Here is an 18,648-nt window from a genome sequence, read left to right on the forward strand (position 1 = left end):
GGAAAATACATCAAGCGATAGATAAATAAAATATCTTCCTGTACTAGATGCGGGTTAAAGACGTAAACCTTGAGCTAAATAGCCGTATGTAGGAGTTTGCTCAGAGAATTTTGCACTTTTTTTCAATTTGCTATTGCAAGGTGGAAAATCATTCAATAAAATGCGCCCCACTTGTGCCGACTTAGCTCAGTAGGTAGAGCAACTGACTTGTAATCAGTAGGTCACCAGTTCGATTCCGGTAGTCGGCACCACTTTCTCCCTTCCTTTAAAGCAAGCGAGAGAAAGCTCAAAATTTGGAGAGGTTCCCGAGTGGCCAAAGGGAGCAGACTGTAAATCTGTTGGCACTGCCTTCGATGGTTCGAATCCGTCCCTCTCCACCATATTCTAAAGGTTAAATAGCTCAAACAGAGTTACGTGTTGCGTGCATCGTATAATGGCTATTACCTCAGCCTTCCAAGCTGATGATGCGGGTTCGATTCCCGCTGCACGCTCCAACTCATTTTGTGTGCTGATATAGCTCAGTCGGTAGAGCGCACCCTTGGTAAGGGTGAGGTCCCCAGTTCGACTCTGGGTATTAGCACCAGTCTAAAGCTTCTTCTCCTTTAATAAAGAAAACCATTTTTTTGGTTGCGTGGTCTTATTTTAAGCCACCTAATCCGTACCTAGAGGGACACCCCATGTCTAAAGAAAAATTTGAACGTACGAAACCGCACGTAAACGTTGGTACTATCGGCCACGTTGACCACGGTAAAACAACTCTAACTGCTGCTATCTGTACTACACTTGCAAAAGTGTACGGTGGTGTTGCTAAAGATTTCGCATCTATCGATAACGCTCCAGAAGAGCGTGAGCGCGGTATCACAATCGCAACTTCTCACGTTGAGTACGACACTCCAGCACGTCACTACGCACACGTAGACTGTCCAGGACACGCGGATTATGTTAAAAACATGATCACTGGTGCTGCACAAATGGACGGCGGTATCCTAGTTGTTGCTGCGACTGACGGCCCTATGCCTCAAACTCGTGAGCACATCCTACTTGGTCGTCAAGTTGGTATCCCTTACATCATCGTATTCATGAACAAATGTGACATGGTAGATGACGAAGAGCTACTTGAGCTAGTTGAGATGGAAGTTCGTGAACTTCTTTCTGAATACGACTTCCCAGGTGATGACCTACCAGTTATCCAAGGTTCTGCACTTGGCGCACTAAACGGCGAGAAGCAGTGGGAAGATAAGATCGTTGAGCTTGCAGAAGCACTAGATTCTTACATCCCTGAGCCTGAGCGTGCAGTTGACCAACCGTTCCTACTACCAATTGAAGATGTATTCTCAATCCAAGGTCGTGGTACTGTTGTAACTGGTCGTATCGAGCGCGGTATCCTACGTGTAGGTGACGAAGTAGAAATCGTTGGTATCAAAGAGACTACTCTTACTACTTGTACTGGTGTTGAAATGTTCCGTAAACTGCTTGACGAAGGTCGTGCAGGTGAGAACGTTGGTGCACTTCTACGTGGTACTAAGCGTGATGACGTTGAACGTGGTCAAGTACTTTCTGCGAAAGGTTCTATCAACCCACACACTAAGTTTGAGTCTGAAGTATACGTACTTTCTAAAGACGAAGGCGGCCGTCACACTCCTTTCTTCAAAGGTTACCGTCCACAGTTCTACTTCCGTACAACTGACGTAACAGGCGATATCACTCTACCTGAAGGCGTAGAAATGGTAATGCCAGGTGACAACGTTCAAATGACTGTTGAGCTAATCGCTCCAATCGCAATGGACGAAGGTCTACGTTTCGCAATCCGCGAAGGTGGCCGTACAGTTGGTGCTGGTGTTGTAGCTAAAATCTTTGCATAAGATTTGACGAACCACTAGTAAAAAGGGCATCATTTGATGCCCTTTTTCTGCGCTAAAAAAAGAGTTGGATGTTTTGACATCGATTTTTGCTCTTAGCAAAGAATTAAACGGTCTTTTTGACTAAAATGACTGTTAGATGTGTTGTTTTGCAACGCAAAGGAATGTGCCCTGCAACAGCGGGGTTATTGTCGTCTATATTTAAGACTTATCACAGGTTGGTTTTATGAAAGCAAACGCTGAAACTCCTGATAGCTCAGGTGCAGCAGATACAATGAAGTGGATTGTCGCTTTTGTTCTGTTGGCTGCTGCTGTTGTGGGTAATTACCTGTATGGTGAATTGTCTGTTGTAATTCGCGCTGCAGGTGTAGTTGTGCTGATTGCTGCCGCACTAGGCGTTGCAGCAACAACAACTAAAGGTAAAGCTGCGATCGATTTTGCAAAAGAATCTCGTATGGAGATTCGTAAAGTTGTTTGGCCTACTCGCCAAGAAACTATGCAAACTACATTGATCGTTTTAGCTGTATGTATTGTTATGTCTCTAGTGCTTTGGGGAATTGACGGCATTATGGTCCGTCTAGTTTCTCTAGCAACTGGGGTGTAGAGGGTTCTGATTCATGAGTGAAGCTCCAAAAAAACGTTGGTATGTAGTTCAAGCCTTTTCTGGCTTTGAAGGTCGTGTTGCACAGTCGCTACGCGAGCATATTAAAATGCACAACATGGAAGAACTATTTGGCGATGTGCTAGTACCTACTGAAGAAGTAGTGGAAATGCGTGCAGGCCAACGCCGTAAAAGTGAACGTAAATTCTTCCCTGGCTACGTATTAGTTCAAATGATCATGAATGATGAATCATGGCACTTAGTACGCAGCATTCCGCGTGTTATGGGCTTCATTGGTGGTACCTCTGATCGTCCTGCACCAATCACTGATAAAGAAGCTGATGCTATCTTGAACCGTCTAGAGAAAGCGAGCGAGTCTCCACGTCCTAAGACAATGTTCGAAGCGGGTGAAGTGGTTCGTGTGAACGATGGTCCATTTGCTGACTTCAACGGTACTGTTGAAGAAGTAGATTACGAGAAAAGCCGCATTAAGGTATCTGTATCGATCTTTGGTCGTGCAACACCGGTTGAGCTTGAATTTGGTCAGGTTGAAAAACTGGACTAAAACTCTAAGCTTTGAACAAGCTGTGGATAAATACTTCGTAAGTTGTTCAAAATAAAAGAGTATAAAAAATCACCTTTTTAGGGTTGTTAAAGGCGCGAATTATGATTATAATTTCGCGCCTTTTTGCTTCTGTGGAAGTAAAAAAGAGTTAATTGAATTTATGGGGAGCTCGCCTTGCGGCTAGCGCATGTACCCAAAATATTAGGAAATATCATGGCTAAGAAAGTTGAAGCTTATATCAAACTGCAAGTTGCAGCTGGTATGGCAAACCCAAGTCCACCGGTTGGTCCTGCTCTAGGTCAACACGGCGTGAACATCATGGAATTCTGTAAAGCGTTCAACGCAAAAACAGAATCTGTTGAGAAAGGTCTACCTACTCCAGTAGTTATTACTGTTTACAACGACCGTTCTTTCACGTTCGTAACTAAGACTCCACCTGCTGCTGTTCTTCTTAAGAAAGCTGCTGGCGTTAAGTCTGGTTCAGGTCGTCCAAACACTGAGAAAGTTGGTACTGTTACTGACGCTCAAGTTCAGGAAATCGCAGAAACTAAAGCTGCTGATATGACTGGTGCTGACATCGAAGCAATGAAACGTTCTATTGCTGGTACTGCTCGTTCAATGGGCCTAGTGGTAGAGGGATAAGATCATGGCTAAACTTACTAAGCGTATGCGCGTAATCCGCGACAAAGTTGACTCAACTAAAGAATACGAAATCAGCGAAGCTGTTGCTCTTCTTAAAGAACTAGCGACTGCTAAATTCGTTGAGTCTGTAGATGTTGCTGTTAACCTAGGCATCGATGCTCGTAAATCTGACCAAAACGTTCGTGGCGCAACAGTGCTACCTCACGGTACTGGCCGTGACATCCGCGTTGCTGTTTTCACTCAAGGTGCAAACGCAGAAGCTGCTAAAGCTGCTGGCGCAGATATCGTTGGTATGGAAGATCTTGCTGAGCAAGTGAAAAAAGGCGAAATGAACTTCGACGTAGTTGTTGCTTCTCCAGATGCAATGCGTGTTGTTGGTCAACTAGGTACAATCCTAGGTCCACGCGGCCTTATGCCAAACCCTAAAGTTGGTACTGTAACTCCTAACGTTGCTGAAGCGGTTAAGAACGCTAAAGCTGGTCAGGTTCGTTACCGTAACGACAAGAACGGCATCATCCACACTACTATCGGTAAAGCATCTTTCGAAGCTAGCCAGCTTCAAGAGAACCTAGAAGCTCTTCTAGTTGCTCTTAAGAAAGCTAAGCCTTCTTCAGCTAAGGGTTCTTACCTGAAGAAAGTAAGCATCTCTACTACGATGGGTGCTGGTGTTGCTGTTGATCAAGCTAGTCTTGACACTCAAGCAAACTAATTTGCTTAGGTGCAGATTTAGTGTATACTTCTGCGCCTAATATTTGTGGTTGGGTGGTTTTAAAGCAATTTGAAATCATCTATCCCAAGACCGTAGGCGCTGTCGATTTTCATTAGATTATTGATAGCTTAATAAAACCTACGTAGGCGATGTTGTGGTTTGAAATGAATTTATTCATTTTTAAATAACATCGTAAACGCTCATTACATTTTGTATTGAGTGCTGTAATCACAACCAGAGGTTAATCCAAATGGCTTTAAATCTTCAAGACAAAAAAGCAATTGTTGCTGAAGTCAACGAAGCTGCCAGTGGTGCACTTTCTGCAGTTGTAGCTGATTCTCGTGGCGTTGAAGTTGGCGCAATGACTTCTCTACGTAAACAAGCTCGCGAAGCGGGTGTTTACATGAAAGTTGTTCGTAACACACTAGCACGCCGTGCGGTTCAGGGTACAGACTACGAGTGTCTAGTAGACACTTTCACTGGTCCAACTCTGATCGCATTCTCTAATGAGCACCCAGGTGCTGCAGCGCGTCTTTTCAAAGACTTCGCTAAAGAGAATAAAGATTTCGAGATCAAAGCTGCTGCATTTGAAGGCGCAGTTACTGATGCTGAAGTACTAGCGACACTACCAACTTACGACGAAGCTATCGCACGCCTAATGATGTGCATGAAAGAAGCTTCTGCTGGCAAGCTGGTTCGTACTATCGCTGCTGTTCGCGACCAAAAAGAAGAAGCTGCGGCATAAGCCTTGCTTTTCACTGGTTGCTATTTAAACTTATTGTTGACTTAAAAGAGAATTGTTATGTCTATTACTAACGAGCAAATCCTAGACGCAGTTGCAGAAATGTCTGTAATGCAAGTTGTTGAGCTTATCGAAGCTATGGAAGAGAAATTCGGCGTTACTGCAGCTGCTGCTGTTGTAGCTGGCGGCGCAGCTGGCGGCGACGCTGCTGCTGAGCAAACTGAATTCGACGTTATCCTAACTGCTGCTGGCGCTAACAAAGTACAAGTTATCAAAGCTGTACGTGGCGCAACTGGCCTAGGTCTTAAAGAAGCTAAAGGTCTTGTAGACTCAGCTCCTGCAGCGCTTAAAGAAGGCGTTGACAAAGCTGAAGCTGAAGCTCTTAAAGCACAGCTAGAAGAAGCTGGCGCTTCTGTTGAAATCAAGTAATTATTACTTAATTTCTTAGCCGCAAGGCTAATGGCTGGTGGTTTATTAACCACCGGCCTTTTTGCGCTGTAGGGCTATGACGAATTTTCCGCTGTTTAACCGTCATAATCCGAGCAAAAAAACAGTCATTTTTTCGAAACGATTGTTCACTACAGTAAACAGCTGTTTGTCACCGCCCCCTCTTGAAGAGTGTTTTGGGTGGTTTGGGTCACTTATCAGCGAGCTGAGGAACCCCATGGTTTACTCTTATACCGAGAAAAAGCGCATCCGTAAGGATTTTGGTACTCGTCCACAAGTTTTGGACATTCCATACCTGTTATCGATCCAGCTTGATTCTTTCGACAAATTCATCGAACAGGATCCAGAAGGTCAATACGGTCTTGAAGCTGCTTTCCGTTCTGTATTTCCAATTCAGAGCTACAACGGCAATTCTGAGCTGCAATACGTTAGCTACCGTCTTGGTGAGCCAGTTTTTGACGTTAAAGAATGTCAAATCCGCGGTGTTACTTACTCAAAGCCACTACGCGTAAAACTACGTCTAGTTATCTTTGATCGAGATGCACCAGCAGGTACTGTAAAAGACATTAAAGAACAAGAAGTCTACATGGGCGAAATTCCGCTTATGACAGACAATGGTACTTTCGTAATTAATGGTACCGAGAGGGTTATCGTATCCCAGCTGCACCGAAGCCCAGGCGTGTTCTTCGACAGTGATAAGGGTAAGACCCACTCATCAGGTAAAGTTCTTTATAACGCACGTGTAATTCCTTACCGTGGCTCATGGTTAGACTTTGAGTTCGATCCTAAGGATAACTTATTCGTACGTATCGACCGTCGTCGTAAGCTACCAGCATCGATTATTCTTCGTGCACTTGGTAAGTCGACTGAAGAGATCCTAGATCTGTTCTTCGACAAAGTGAACTTCGAAGTTAAAGACCAAACTCTTCTTATGGAGTTGGTTCCTGATCGTCTACGTGGTGAAACTGCGTCATTCGACATCGAAGCAAACGGCAAAACTTACGTTGAGACTGGTCGTCGTGTTACTGCTCGTCATATCCGTCAACTTGAAAAAGATGGCGTTGAGCACATCGAAGTACCAGTAGAGTACATCGTTGGTAAAGTTGCATCTAAAGATTACATCAATGAAGCAACTGGCGAGATCATCGTTGGCGCGAACCAAGAGATTAGCCTAGAAGCACTTGCTAACCTGTCTCAAGCAGGTCACAAGGCTCTACAAACTCTGTTCACGAATGACCTAGATCACGGTCCATTCATGTCAGACACTCTACGTGCAGATAGCACAGTAGATCGCATCTCTGCATTGGTAGAAATCTACCGCATGATGCGTCCTGGCGAGCCACCAACGAAAGAAGCTGCAGAGTCTCTATTCGAAAGCCTATTCTTCTCTGAAGAACGTTACGACCTATCAACTGTAGGCCGTATGAAGTTCAACAGCTCTATCGAGCGTGAAGAAGAAGAAGAGCGCGGTACTCTGGATGAATCAGACATCATCGAAGTGATGAAGAAACTGATTGGTATCCGTAACGGTATTGGTGAAGTGGACGATATCGACCACCTTGGCAACCGTCGTATCCGTTCTGTAGGTGAAATGGCAGAAAACCAATTCCGTGTTGGTCTAGTTCGTGTAGAACGTGCCGTTAAAGAGCGCCTAAGCCTTGGTGACCTTGATGCAATCATGCCTCAAGATCTTATCAACGCTAAGCCGATCTCTGCTGCAGTTAAAGAATTCTTTGGCTCTTCACAGCTTTCACAGTTCATGGACCAAAACAACCCATTGTCAGAAGTTACGCACAAACGTCGTATCTCTGCTTTAGGTCCTGGTGGTCTTACTCGTGAGCGCGCAGGCTTCGAAGTACGTGACGTTCACGTAACTCACTACGGTCGTCTATGTCCGATCGAAACGCCTGAAGGTCCAAACATCGGTCTAATTAACTCGCTATCTGCGTTTGCACGTTGTAACGATTACGGTTTCCTAGAAACTCCGTACCGTCGTGTAGTTGATGGTGTAGTAACAGAAGAAGTTGATTACCTGTCTGCAATCCAGGAAGGTCAATTCGTAATCGCGCAAGCAAACACCATTCTTACTGAAGAAGGTACGTTTGCAGATGAGCTAATCACAGCTCGTCAAAAAGGTGAATCTGGTCTTCACCCACGCGATCACGTTGACTACATGGACGTTGCGACAAACCAAGTAGTATCTATCGCTGCTTCGCTTATCCCGTTCCTAGAACACGATGATGCGAACCGTGCATTGATGGGTGCCAACATGCAACGTCAAGCTGTACCAACACTTAAGGCTGATAAGCCTCTAGTAGGTACTGGTATCGAACGTAACATCGCAGTTGACTCTGGTGTTACAGCAGTTGCTAAACGTGGTGGTCAAGTTCAGTCTGTAGACGCTTCTCGTATCGTAGTTAAGGTTAACGAAGATGAATTGGTACCTGGCGAAGCTGGTATCGATATCTACAACCTAACTAAGTACACGCGTTCGAACCAAAACACATGTATTAACCAACGTCCAACTGTACTTCCTGGTGAACCAGTTGCACGTGGCGATGTTCTTGCTGATGGTCCTTCAACAGACCTTGGTGAACTAGCGCTTGGCCAAAACATGCGTATCGCATTCATGCCTTGGAACGGTTACAACTTCGAAGACTCGATCTTAGTATCTGAGCGCGTAGTTCAAGAAGACCGTTTCACGACAATCCACATTCAAGAACTATCTTGTGTGGCTCGTGATACTAAGCTGGGTTCTGAAGAGATCACAGCTGATATTCCAAACGTAGGTGAGTCTGCTCTGTCTAAACTAGACGAGTCAGGTATCGTTTACATTGGTGCTGAAGTTAAGGGTGGCGACATCCTAGTTGGTAAAGTAACCCCTAAAGGTGAAACTCAACTGACTCCTGAAGAGAAGCTACTACGTGCTATCTTCGGTGAGAAAGCATCTGATGTTAAAGATACTTCTCTACGTGTACCAAACTCTGTTTCGGGTACTATCATCGATGTACAAGTCTTCACTCGCGATGGCGTAGAGAAAGACAAGCGTGCACTTGAAATCGAACAGATGCAGCTTAAAGAAGCTAAGAAAGACCTAACTGAAGAGTTCCAAATTCTTGAGGGTGGCCTTCTTAACCGTGTTAAAGCTGTACTTCTGTCTGGTGGTTACTCTGAAGCTAAGCTTGATACTATCGGTCGTAAGCAATGGCTAGAGCAAGTTCTAGAAGACGATGCGCTACAAACACAGCTTGAGCAACTTGCTGAGCAGTGGGATGAGCTAAAAGCAGACTTCGATAAGAAGTTTGAAACTAAGCGTCGTAAAATCACTCAAGGTGATGATCTAGCGCCTGGCGTTCTTAAGATTGTTAAAGTTTACCTAGCGGTTAAACGTCGTATCCAGCCTGGTGATAAGATGGCCGGTCGTCACGGTAACAAAGGTGTAATCTCTAAGATTAACCCTGTTGAAGACATGCCATACGATGAGAAAGGTCAGCCTGTAGACATCGTACTTAACCCGCTGGGTGTACCATCGCGTATGAACATCGGTCAGATCCTAGAAGTTCACTTAGGTTTGGCTGCGAAAGGTATCGGTGACAAGATCAACCAAATGGTTAAGGAACAACAAGAACTGCATAAGTTCCGTGAGTTCCTACAGAAGGTTTACGATCTTGGTGATACTCGTCAGAAAGTTGATATTGCTGAACTGTCTGATGATCAAGTTCGTACACTGATCAAGAACCTACGTGGCGGTCTACCGATTGCTACTCCTGTGTTCGACGGTGCTTCTGAGTCTCTAATCAAAGAACTACTCAAACTGGGTGATCTACCAGAATCTGGTCAGCTTAAACTGTTTGATGGTCGTACTGGTGATTCGTTTGAGCGTCCTGTAACTGTTGGTTACATGTACATGCTGAAACTGAACCACTTGGTTGATGACAAGATGCATGCTCGTTCAACTGGTTCTTACAGCCTAGTAACTCAGCAACCACTTGGTGGTAAAGCTCAGTTCGGTGGTCAGCGTTTCGGTGAGATGGAAGTATGGGCACTAGAAGCATACGGTGCTGCATATACTCTACAAGAAATGCTAACCGTTAAGTCAGATGACGTTAACGGCCGTACTAAGATGTATAAGAACATCGTAGACGGTAACCATAGCATGGAACCTGGTATGCCTGAGTCGTTCAACGTACTGTTGAAAGAGATTCGCTCGCTAGGTATCAACATCGAGCTAGAAGACGAAGAGTAATCCCTCCTCTTTTTAAAAGAAGATAGGATTATTTGGTAAAAGGGAGCTTGCTACAGCAGTGAGCTCCTTTAACTCCTTACAGGAGCTGAATGTGAAAGACTTATTAAACTTTCTAAAAGCACAGCATAAGACCGAAGAATTTGATGCAATCAAAATCGGTCTATCTTCACCAGACATGATCCGTTCATGGTCTTTTGGTGAAGTTAAAAAGCCGGAAACAATTAACTATCGTACGTTCAAACCTGAACGTGATGGTCTGTTCTGTGCACGTATTTTTGGTCCAGTTAAAGACTACGAATGTCTTTGTGGCAAATACAAGCGCCTGAAGCACCGTGGTGTTATCTGTGAGAAGTGTGGCGTTGAAGTTACACAAACTAAAGTTCGTCGTGACCGCATGGGCCACATTGAGCTAGCTTCACCAGTTGCTCACATCTGGTTCCTAAAATCACTGCCGTCTCGTATCGGTCTACTAATGGATATCCCTCTACGTGATATCGAACGTGTTCTTTACTTCGAGATGTACGTAGTAACTGAACCAGGTATGACTGATCTAGAAAAATCTCAGATGCTTACTGAAGAAGAGTATCTGGATCGTCTAGAAGAGTGGGGTGACGAATTCACTGCTAAGATGGGTGCTGAAGCGATCAAAGATCTGCTTGCAACAATGGACCTTCATCAAGAAGTGGAAGAAATGCGCGAAGAGTTAGAAACTACTAACTCAGAAACTAAGCGTAAAAAAGTTACTAAGCGCCTGAAGCTAGTTGAAGCGTTCATTGCATCGGGTAACGATCCGCAATGGATGATTCTGACTGTACTTCCGGTTCTGCCGCCAGATCTACGTCCTCTAGTACCACTAGATGGCGGTCGTTTTGCGACTTCAGATCTGAACGACCTTTACCGTCGTGTGATCAACCGTAACAACCGTTTGAAGCGCCTTCTAGAGCTAGCTGCTCCGGACATCATCGTACGTAACGAAAAGCGTATGCTGCAAGAGTCTGTTGATGCACTTCTAGATAACGGTCGTCGTGGTCGTGCTATCACTGGTTCTAACAAGCGTCCTCTGAAATCTCTTGCTGATATGATCAAGGGTAAACAAGGTCGTTTCCGTCAGAACCTTCTAGGTAAACGTGTAGACTACTCTGGCCGTTCTGTAATCACAGTAGGTCCATACCTTCGTCTACATCAGTGTGGTCTTCCTAAGAAGATGGCACTTGAGCTATTTAAGCCGTTCATCTACAGCAAGCTAGAAACTCGTGGCATGGCTACGACAATCAAAGCTGCTAAGAAGATGGTAGAGCGCGAAGAAGCTATCGTTTGGGATATCCTAGACGAAGTAATCCGCGAACACCCAGTACTGCTTAACCGTGCACCTACACTTCACCGTCTAGGTATCCAAGCGTTTGAACCAGTACTAATCGAAGGTAAAGCGATTCAGCTTCACCCACTAGTGTGTGCGGCATACAACGCCGACTTCGATGGTGACCAAATGGCGGTACACGTGCCTCTAACTCTAGAAGCACAGCTTGAAGCACGTACACTGATGATGTCGACGAATAACATTCTGTCGCCAGCGTCAGGTGATCCGATCATCGTACCTTCTCAGGACGTTGTATTGGGTCTTTACTACATGACACGTGACAAGATCAACGTGAAAGGCGAAGGTATGTACCTTGCTGGCCCTGCTGAGGCTGAAAAGGCATACCGTACTAAGACTGCTGAGCTACACGCTCGCGTTAAAGTACGTATCACCGAGACTGTAGTAGACGAAGATGGTAACAGCACTACTGAAACGAAGATGGTTGATACAACTGTCGGCCGTGCAATGCTATGGCAAATCGTTCCAGCTGGCCTACCGTACAGCATCGTTAACCAAAAGTTAGGTAAGAAGCAGATCTCTACTCTTCTTAACGAGTGTTACCGTAAGCTTGGTCTAAAAGATACAGTAGTATTTGCTGACCAAATCATGTACGCAGGTTTTGCATACGCTGCACTTTCTGGTGTTTCTGTAGGTATCGACGATATGGTTGTACCTCAAGCGAAATACGATGAAATTGAATCTGCTGAAGAAGAAGTTCGCGAAATCCAAGAGCAATTCCAATCTGGTCTTGTTACTGCGGGTGAGCGTTACAACAAAGTTATCGATATCTGGGCATCTACGAATGACCGCGTTGCGAAAGCAATGATGGATAACCTATCTTCTGAAACAGTTATCAACCGTGAAGGCGAAGAAGAACAGCAAGAATCGTTCAACAGCATCTACATGATGGCCGACTCGGGCGCACGTGGTTCTGCAGCTCAGATTCGTCAGCTAGCAGGTATGCGTGGTCTGATGGCGCGTCCAGATGGTTCAATCATCGAAACGCCGATCACAGCGAACTTTAAAGAAGGTCTAAACGTCCTTCAGTACTTTATCTCAACGCACGGTGCTCGTAAGGGTCTTGCGGATACAGCACTGAAAACAGCAAACTCGGGTTACCTAACTCGTCGTCTAGTAGACGTTGCTCAAGACGTTGTAGTACATGAACATGACTGTGGCACGCATGAAGGTATCGACATGATGCCTCACATCGAAGGTGGTGACGTTAAAGTTGCACTTTCTGAGCTTGCTCTAGGTCGTGTAGTAGCTGAAGACGTTCTTAAGCCTGGTACTGAAGATGTACTGATTCCACGTAATACTCTGATTGATGAGAAGTGGTGTCAAATCATGGAAGACAACTCAGTAGATAGCATGAAAGTGCGCTCTGTTGTTACCTGTGATGCAGACTTCGGTTGTTGTGCACAGTGTTACGGTCGTGACCTAGCACGTGGTCACCTAGTGAACCAAGGTGAAGCAGTTGGTGTTATCGCTGCACAATCTATCGGTGAACCGGGTACACAGCTAACGATGCGTACGTTCCACATCGGTGGTGCGGCATCTACTGCAGCAGCAGAGAACAGCATCCAAGCTAAGACAACTGGTACTGTGAAACTTCACAATGCTAAGTTCGTAGTTAACAAAGATAAGAAACTGGTTATCACTTCTCGTGCATCTGAGATGACGATTATTGATGAATTCGGCCGTACTAAAGAGAAGCACAAACTTCCTTACGGTTCGATGCTAACCAAAGGCGACAACGCAGCAGTTACTGCTGGTGAAGTTGTAGCTAACTGGGAAGCGCATACCATGCCAATCATCACTGAAGTGGCAGGTCGTATCCAATTCGTAGATATGATCGATGGTATTACAGTTTCTCGTCAAACTGACGATCTAACGGGTCTTTCTTCAAGTGAAGTTACAGACGCAGCAGCTCGCCCAGCAGCAGGTAAAGATATGCGTCCAGCTATCAAACTTGTTGATGAGCAAGGTAACGACGTAATGATCCCTGGTACTGATATGCCAGCTCACTACTTCCTACCTGGCAAAGCGATTGTAAACATCGAAGATGGCGCTGAAGTTGGCATCGGTGACACACTATCTCGTATCCCTCAAAAATCGAGCGGAAACAAAGATATCACCGGTGGTCTACCACGCGTAGCTGACCTATTCGAAGCTCGTAAACCTAAAGAGCCTGCGATCCTTGCTGAGCACACAGGTACTGTGTCTTTCGGTAAAGAAACGAAAGGTAAGCGTCGTCTAGTAATCACTCGTGAAGGCGGTGACGCTTACGAAGAGATGATTCCTAAGCATCGTCAATTGAACGTGTTCGAAGGTGAGAAGATTGAACGTGGTGATGTAATCGCCGACGGTCCTGAAACTCCACACGATATCCTGCGTCTACGTGGTATCCACGCAGTAACTCAGTACATCGCGAACGAAGTTCAAGAAGTTTACCGCTTACAAGGCGTAAAGATTAACGATAAGCACATCGAGACTATCGTTCGTCAAATGCTACGTAAGTGTACAATCACTCATTCTGGTGACTCTCCGTTCCTACCTGGCGAACAAGTTGAGTACCACAATGTTAAGATTGCTAACCGTAAGCTAGAAGCTGAAGGTAAAGAACTAGTACGTTTCGAACGTGACCTACTAGGTATTACTAAAGCATCTCTTGCAACTGAGTCATTCATCTCAGCTGCATCGTTCCAAGAAACGACTCGCGTACTAACAGAAGCTGCGGTTTCTGGTAAGCGTGATGACCTTCGCGGTCTGAAAGAGAACGTAATTGTTGGTCGTCTGATCCCAGCTGGTACTGGTTTCGCATACCACCAAGAGCGTCAAAAGCAACGTGAAGAAGAGCAAGAAGGTCCTTCAGCTGAACAAGCTACTGACAATCTAGCAGCACTTCTAAACGCTGGTTTCTCTTCAGAAGAGTAAGCTCTACGAGTAGTCTCTAAGAGATAAGAAAAAGGCACCTTCGGGTGCCTTTTTTGTATCTGGTGTACCGTCCTAAATATGGTTGACACATTTCCAACATGAAATTGGAGAGTGTCATGAAAACAACAAGTAGACGTACTCAACGAGATTATTCTCTTGCCTTTAAATTGGCAGTCGTAAGCCAAGTTGAAAAAGGCGAAATGACTTATAAGCAAGCTCAAGAACGTTATGGGATCCAAGGTCGCTCTACCGTTTTAGTTTGGCTTCGCAAACATGGTCAACTAGATTGGTCTAAAGGAATAGAACAATCGAGAGCGTTAGGAGCGACTATGTCAAACTCTTCCTCAACTCAAACCCCAGAGCAACGAATCAAAGAACTCGAGCAGCAATTAGAAGAAACTCAGCTCAAAGCTGAGTTCTTTGAAGCGGTTGTAAAAGTCATGGATCGAGATTTCGGAGTCCGAATCTCAAAGAAGCGCAAGGCCGAGTTATTAAGGAAAAAACGGTCAGAAGATTGACCGTCACTAAAGCTTGCCACTTCATAGGTATTACACGACAAGCTTTCTACAAGCGCTGTGTTGCAGAAATTCATCAGACAAAGAAAGATGAATCCGTACTCGGTTTTGTGAAGGAGCAAAGGATGATGCACCCTCGTATAGGGACTCGTAAGATCAAGTATTTACTTGCTCAGAACGATATTGAAATCGGGCGAGACCGCTTATTCTCTCTGCTGAGAATGAATCGATTATTAGTACAGAATCGAAGGGCTTATCATCGAACTACAAACAGTAATCATCGCTTTTACTGCCATCCAAATCGAATTAAGGAAGGCTTAATCCCGGAAAGACCAGAGCAATTATGGGTTGCCGATATTACTTATCTAGCAACGCGGCGTGGTAGTACTTATCTCAGTTTAGTGACGGACGCTTACTCAAGAAAAATCGTGGGCTATCACATAAGTGATGATATGAAAGCTCGCACGGTCAAGCAGGCCTTTTTAAACGCGTTGAAAGGGCGGAAGAATACAGGTGAGCTTGTCCATCACTCAGATAGAGGTGTTCAGTACTGCTCTGTTGAATACCAAGAGTTGCATCGACAGTATGGTGTATCTTGCTCAATGACTGATGGCTATGACTGTTATCAGAATGCGTTGGCAGAGAGGATCAACGGAATACTGAAGATGGAGTATCTGTTGAATAAGCCTAATGATTTAGATGAAGCAAAGAAAATGGTCGCTGAATCAGTAAAAATCTATAATGAATATAGGCCTCACACAGCTCTAAAATACAAAACGCCCGATGAAGTACATCGAGCGTTTTAGTCAATCAAGTGTCAACCCATATCAGGACGGGTCATGGCGTATTGGTGTTTAACGAGAGGCCTATCGGTCATAATCTGATAGGTTTGCTTGATTGATTGATTGATTGGCTGGTGGACTTAGTTGAGAGTACTTTCTTTAAGGCAGTTTTGGGTGTTTACAGAAATGTCGTGAGGATGAAACTGGTGACAAGTGTTAAGTCTGGTTATCGCAAAACATCAGAGTCGGGACGAACCAATAGGCTCTGCTAGAAGAGTTGGATGCTTTAGGTAACGCTACAGACAAAACAAAAAGCTTGCACAGAGGCAAGCTTAGAAGATGTTAAGCCATTACGCTCCTGGTGGAACCGCTAGGCTGTCGGCAATTTGTTGTATCAGCTGGTCTTCAACCGCAAACCTAGCCTCAAGAATCTCACCAACGAGTGATAGCTCACTATCAAAGCTTTCTAATGTGTCGGTCGCTTCAATGGCAGCGTATTTATCGGTGAAGTTGAGCAGTGGATCGGTGGTAAGAACGATATGACCATAAGATTGGTTGATTTCGTCTGTTGCTTTGAAGCCAGTAGACTGCCATTTGTCCATCACCATGTCATAGATTTTGAAATGACCTTCGGAGATGTAATCAACAAGATGTTGGCTGAATTTTTGGAGCTCTTCTGGAGAAGGCAGTTCGGTGATTGCAGTTGCTTTCGACGATGAAGGCTGTAGAGCGGCAAGCTTACAATACTCAACGATTAGAGACTGTCGAGTTTCGAGCCAATGATCGATGACCTCATTAGAGCCACCCCATTGTTCTTGTATTTGTTTGAATTTATTTAGCATGACCATGTCCTCATGATCTGATCACAACCTTGTGATCAAGTAATTGCCTAAGCAGGGTCCGTTTTATTGGTAGCTACTAAAAGTAATAGCTTGAAATATTCTCTGCTACAACTCTAGTATGAAATTAGATTGCCAGTAAAATGAACGAACTGCAAGCAATGAGGCATAGGGATGTTAAAAAAAAGTGATAACAAAATGACAGAGCAAGCTTATTGGTGCGTCGTTTCTGGTAGTGATATTTGGGTTAATAATGATCAGTTTCCGTTTGGCTCTGCTGAAGAGCTAGGACTGAGTGTGGAGCATGCAATCTGTATTGGTCAGCATCAAGGTCGCAAGGTGTATTGGCTCAACGATTGTGATGTGGAGAATGAGCTGAGCATGGTCAGCCTAAGAGAGTTACTGCACTGGCCCGAAGCGAGTTTCTTGACTGCAAGCAAAGCCATCCAATATGGGCATATGACTCAAAGTATGCGTTTTTGCCCTCAGTGTGGTGGTCGAAATCATCTCAATCATAACCAGGTGGCGATGCAGTGTGGAGATTGCCGCACGCTTCATTACCCTCGTATCTTCCCGTGCATCATTGTCGCTGTACGAAACGACAACAAGATATTACTTGCGCAGCACCCAAGACATAAAACAGGTATGTATACCGTGATAGCGGGCTTCCTAGAGGTCGGAGAAACCTTAGAGCAGTGTGTGGCAAGAGAAGTCAAAGAAGAAACGGGTATCGATGTCGATAATATTCGTTACTTTGGCAGCCAACCATGGGCGTTTCCATCGAGTATGATGATGGGCTTTCTCGCAGATTATGCTGGTGGTACGCTTAAGCCTGACTACAGCGAGCTATCGGATGCTCAATGGTTTGACGTAACAAGCCTACCTGATGTTGCTCCTGTTGGAACCATTGCGAGACAGTTGATTGAGAAAACCGTTGATGACGTGATGAAAGATGGTGTGACGGAGCAGATGCTAGAGCACTAATTTGCCTGTGATAGTATTTGGCCTATGGGTGGTCAAAAGCTAAAAAAAAACCCTCCACAAGTGGAGGGGGTAAGTAAGATGTCGTTATGAGATGCTGAGTAGTGACTACTCAGATGTTATAATTGTAATTTTCGCTAGCGAACAAATTTTTAACATGCTCCCGTAATTGGGTGCAAATTAAGCATTGATTTAAAAGTTAATAACTTGATCTAGGTTGCAAAGCACACAGCTTTTACCCTTCAATCAGTGTTAGAATACTTGCCATCAAAACTAGACAAGATTGAATTGGAATTTAACGGAATGACCGAATTAAAAAACGATCGCTATTTACGCGCACTTTTAAAACAGCCTGTTGATTACACACCGGTATGGATGATGCGCCAAGCTGGCCGCTATCTTCCTGAGTACAAAGCAACGCGCGCTGAAGCGGGCGATTTCATGTCTTTGTGCAAAAACGCGGAACTGGCATCAGAAGTAACACTTCAACCTTTACGTCGTTTCCCGCTTGATGCGGCAATCTTGTTCTCAGACATCCTAACTATCCCTGATGCAATGGGCTTAGGTTTGTACTTTGAAACAGGTGAAGGTCCTAAGTTTGAGCGTCCTATCACGTGTAAAGCTGACGTAGAGAAGATTGGCCTACCTGATCCAGAAGGTGAGCTTCAATACGTAATGAATGCCGTTCGTCAGATCCGTAAAGACCTGAAAGGCGAAGTGCCACTGATTGGTTTCTCTGGTAGCCCATGGACTCTAGCGACATACATGGTTGAAGGTGGAAGCTCTAAAGCATTCACTAAGATCAAGAAGATGATGTACGCAGAACCACAAACGCTGCACCTGCTTCTAGACAAGCTGGCTGACAGTGTTATCGAATACCTGAACGCGCAAATTAAAGCGGGTGCTCAATCGGTAATGGTATTTGATACATGGGGTGGTGTACTGACTCCTCGTGACTACAACCTATTCTCACTGCAATACATGCACAAAATCGTTGATGGCCTAATCCGTGAAAACGAAGGTCGTCGAGTACCGGTTACTCTGTTCACTAAGAACGGTGGCATGTGGCTTGAGTCTATCGCAGCAACAGGTTGTGATGCGGTTGGTCTAGACTGGACAATCAACATCGCAGATGCAAAAGCTCGCATCGGCGACAAAGTTGCTCTGCAAGGTAACATGGATCCTTCAATGCTTTACGCTCAGCCTGAACGTATTCGCGAAGAAGTGGGCAGCATCCTTGAAGGCTTCGGCGACGGTGGTACAGGTCATGTATTTAACCTAGGCCACGGTATCCACTTAGATGTACCGCCAGAGAACGCTGGTGTATTCGTTGACGCTGTTCACGAATTGTCTAAGCCTTACCACAAGTAATTCTGAGTAAGATGATTGAAAGCGCTGTTGGGAAACCAACGGCGCTTTTTTATTG

Annotated in this window: 13 protein-coding genes and 4 tRNA genes; 16 read left to right on the top strand and 1 reads right to left on the bottom strand. The window is 44.9% G+C overall.

The window, feature by feature from the left end; all coding sequences use genetic code 11:
- Nucleotides 1–175: 175 nt before the first annotated feature.
- From OCV20_RS00740 to OCV20_RS00805, 14 genes are all read left to right on the top strand, one after another.
- Nucleotides 176–251: transfer RNA gene (locus tag OCV20_RS00740), tRNA-Thr, on the top strand.
- 44 nt (nucleotides 252–295) lie between these two features.
- Nucleotides 296–380: transfer RNA gene (locus OCV20_RS00745), tRNA-Tyr, on the top strand.
- Nucleotides 381–419: 39 nt separating this feature from the next.
- A tRNA-Gly gene (locus OCV20_RS00750) sits at nucleotides 420–494 on the top strand.
- Nucleotides 495–507: 13 nt separating this feature from the next.
- Nucleotides 508–583 (top strand) — tRNA-Thr (locus tag OCV20_RS00755).
- A 94-nt stretch (nucleotides 584–677) separates the two neighbouring features.
- Entirely contained in the window at nucleotides 678–1,862 is a 1,185-nt protein-coding gene (gene tuf, locus OCV20_RS00760; protein WP_010435158.1) for an elongation factor Tu, read from the top strand.
- A gap of 223 nt (nucleotides 1,863–2,085) precedes the next feature.
- The gene (gene secE, locus OCV20_RS00765) at nucleotides 2,086–2,463 is read left to right on the top strand and encodes a preprotein translocase subunit SecE (RefSeq protein ID WP_010435558.1); all 378 of its coding nucleotides are present in this window, start codon (nucleotides 2,086–2,088) and stop codon (nucleotides 2,461–2,463) included.
- A gap of 13 nt (nucleotides 2,464–2,476) precedes the next feature.
- Nucleotides 2,477–3,025: a transcription termination/antitermination protein NusG gene (nusG, locus tag OCV20_RS00770; protein WP_010435556.1), complete on the top strand. Its 549-nt coding sequence runs from the start codon at nucleotides 2,477–2,479 to the stop codon at nucleotides 3,023–3,025.
- Between the two features lie 213 nt (nucleotides 3,026–3,238).
- Nucleotides 3,239–3,667, top strand: a complete 429-nt coding sequence (rplK, locus tag OCV20_RS00775; protein WP_010435555.1) for a 50S ribosomal protein L11 — start codon at nucleotides 3,239–3,241, stop codon at nucleotides 3,665–3,667.
- A gap of 4 nt (nucleotides 3,668–3,671) precedes the next feature.
- Nucleotides 3,672–4,376 carry a 50S ribosomal protein L1 gene (gene rplA, locus OCV20_RS00780; protein WP_017060523.1) on the top strand — a complete coding sequence of 235 codons (705 nt, stop codon included), beginning with the start codon at nucleotides 3,672–3,674 and terminating at the stop codon, nucleotides 4,374–4,376.
- Between the two features lie 250 nt (nucleotides 4,377–4,626).
- Complete coding sequence (gene rplJ / locus OCV20_RS00785; RefSeq protein ID WP_010435550.1) at nucleotides 4,627–5,121, top strand: 50S ribosomal protein L10; 495 nt, start codon at nucleotides 4,627–4,629, stop codon at nucleotides 5,119–5,121.
- A gap of 57 nt (nucleotides 5,122–5,178) precedes the next feature.
- Nucleotides 5,179–5,547, top strand: a complete 369-nt coding sequence (gene rplL / locus OCV20_RS00790; RefSeq protein WP_017631516.1) for a 50S ribosomal protein L7/L12 — start codon at nucleotides 5,179–5,181, stop codon at nucleotides 5,545–5,547.
- A 235-nt stretch (nucleotides 5,548–5,782) separates the two neighbouring features.
- Nucleotides 5,783–9,811 carry a DNA-directed RNA polymerase subunit beta gene (rpoB, locus tag OCV20_RS00795; protein WP_017060526.1) on the top strand — a complete coding sequence of 1,343 codons (4,029 nt, stop codon included), beginning with the start codon at nucleotides 5,783–5,785 and terminating at the stop codon, nucleotides 9,809–9,811.
- A gap of 91 nt (nucleotides 9,812–9,902) precedes the next feature.
- On the top strand, nucleotides 9,903–14,105 hold the full coding sequence (gene rpoC / locus OCV20_RS00800; RefSeq protein ID WP_086775135.1) for a DNA-directed RNA polymerase subunit beta': 4,203 nt from the start codon (nucleotides 9,903–9,905) through the stop codon (nucleotides 14,103–14,105).
- 116 nt (nucleotides 14,106–14,221) lie between these two features.
- Nucleotides 14,222–15,426 (top strand): IS3 family transposase gene (locus OCV20_RS00805; RefSeq protein ID WP_157372747.1). Its coding sequence is split into 2 segments (ribosomal slippage): nucleotides 14,222–14,609 and nucleotides 14,609–15,426, totalling 1,206 coding nucleotides; the frame shifts between segments, so codons are not numbered across the junction.
- A 326-nt stretch (nucleotides 15,427–15,752) separates the two neighbouring features.
- Here the strand turns inward: OCV20_RS00805 and OCV20_RS00810 are convergent.
- Nucleotides 15,753–16,250, bottom strand: a complete 498-nt coding sequence (locus OCV20_RS00810) for an Rsd/AlgQ family anti-sigma factor (RefSeq protein WP_048605474.1) — start codon at nucleotides 16,248–16,250, stop codon at nucleotides 15,753–15,755.
- 165 nt (nucleotides 16,251–16,415) lie between these two features.
- Between OCV20_RS00810 and nudC the strand changes: the two genes are divergently transcribed.
- The gene (nudC, locus tag OCV20_RS00815) at nucleotides 16,416–17,225 is read left to right on the top strand and encodes an NAD(+) diphosphatase (protein ID WP_050642895.1); all 810 of its coding nucleotides are present in this window, start codon (nucleotides 16,416–16,418) and stop codon (nucleotides 17,223–17,225) included.
- A gap of 300 nt (nucleotides 17,226–17,525) precedes the next feature.
- Entirely contained in the window at nucleotides 17,526–18,593 is a 1,068-nt protein-coding gene (hemE, locus tag OCV20_RS00820) for a uroporphyrinogen decarboxylase (protein ID WP_017060530.1), read from the top strand.
- Nucleotides 18,594–18,648 lie beyond the last annotated feature (55 nt).

Origin of the sequence: Vibrio coralliirubri (assembly GCF_024347375.1) — a bacterium.
Taxonomy (GTDB): domain Bacteria; phylum Pseudomonadota; class Gammaproteobacteria; order Enterobacterales; family Vibrionaceae; genus Vibrio; species Vibrio coralliirubri.

Coding starts and splice junctions, on each gene's coding strand:
- tuf (WP_010435158.1), top strand. CDS start 678: ATGTCTAAAGAAAAATTTGAACGTACGAAACCGCACGTAAACGTTGGT.
- secE (WP_010435558.1), top strand. CDS start 2,086: ATGAAAGCAAACGCTGAAACTCCTGATAGCTCAGGTGCAGCAGATACA.
- nusG (WP_010435556.1), top strand. CDS start 2,477: ATGAGTGAAGCTCCAAAAAAACGTTGGTATGTAGTTCAAGCCTTTTCT.
- rplK (WP_010435555.1), top strand. CDS start 3,239: ATGGCTAAGAAAGTTGAAGCTTATATCAAACTGCAAGTTGCAGCTGGT.
- rplA (WP_017060523.1), top strand. CDS start 3,672: ATGGCTAAACTTACTAAGCGTATGCGCGTAATCCGCGACAAAGTTGAC.
- rplJ (WP_010435550.1), top strand. CDS start 4,627: ATGGCTTTAAATCTTCAAGACAAAAAAGCAATTGTTGCTGAAGTCAAC.
- rplL (WP_017631516.1), top strand. CDS start 5,179: ATGTCTATTACTAACGAGCAAATCCTAGACGCAGTTGCAGAAATGTCT.
- rpoB (WP_017060526.1), top strand. CDS start 5,783: ATGGTTTACTCTTATACCGAGAAAAAGCGCATCCGTAAGGATTTTGGT.
- OCV20_RS00810 (WP_048605474.1), bottom strand. CDS start 16,250: ATGGTCATGCTAAATAAATTCAAACAAATACAAGAACAATGGGGTGGC.
- nudC (WP_050642895.1), top strand. CDS start 16,416: ATGTTAAAAAAAAGTGATAACAAAATGACAGAGCAAGCTTATTGGTGC.
- hemE (WP_017060530.1), top strand. CDS start 17,526: ATGACCGAATTAAAAAACGATCGCTATTTACGCGCACTTTTAAAACAG.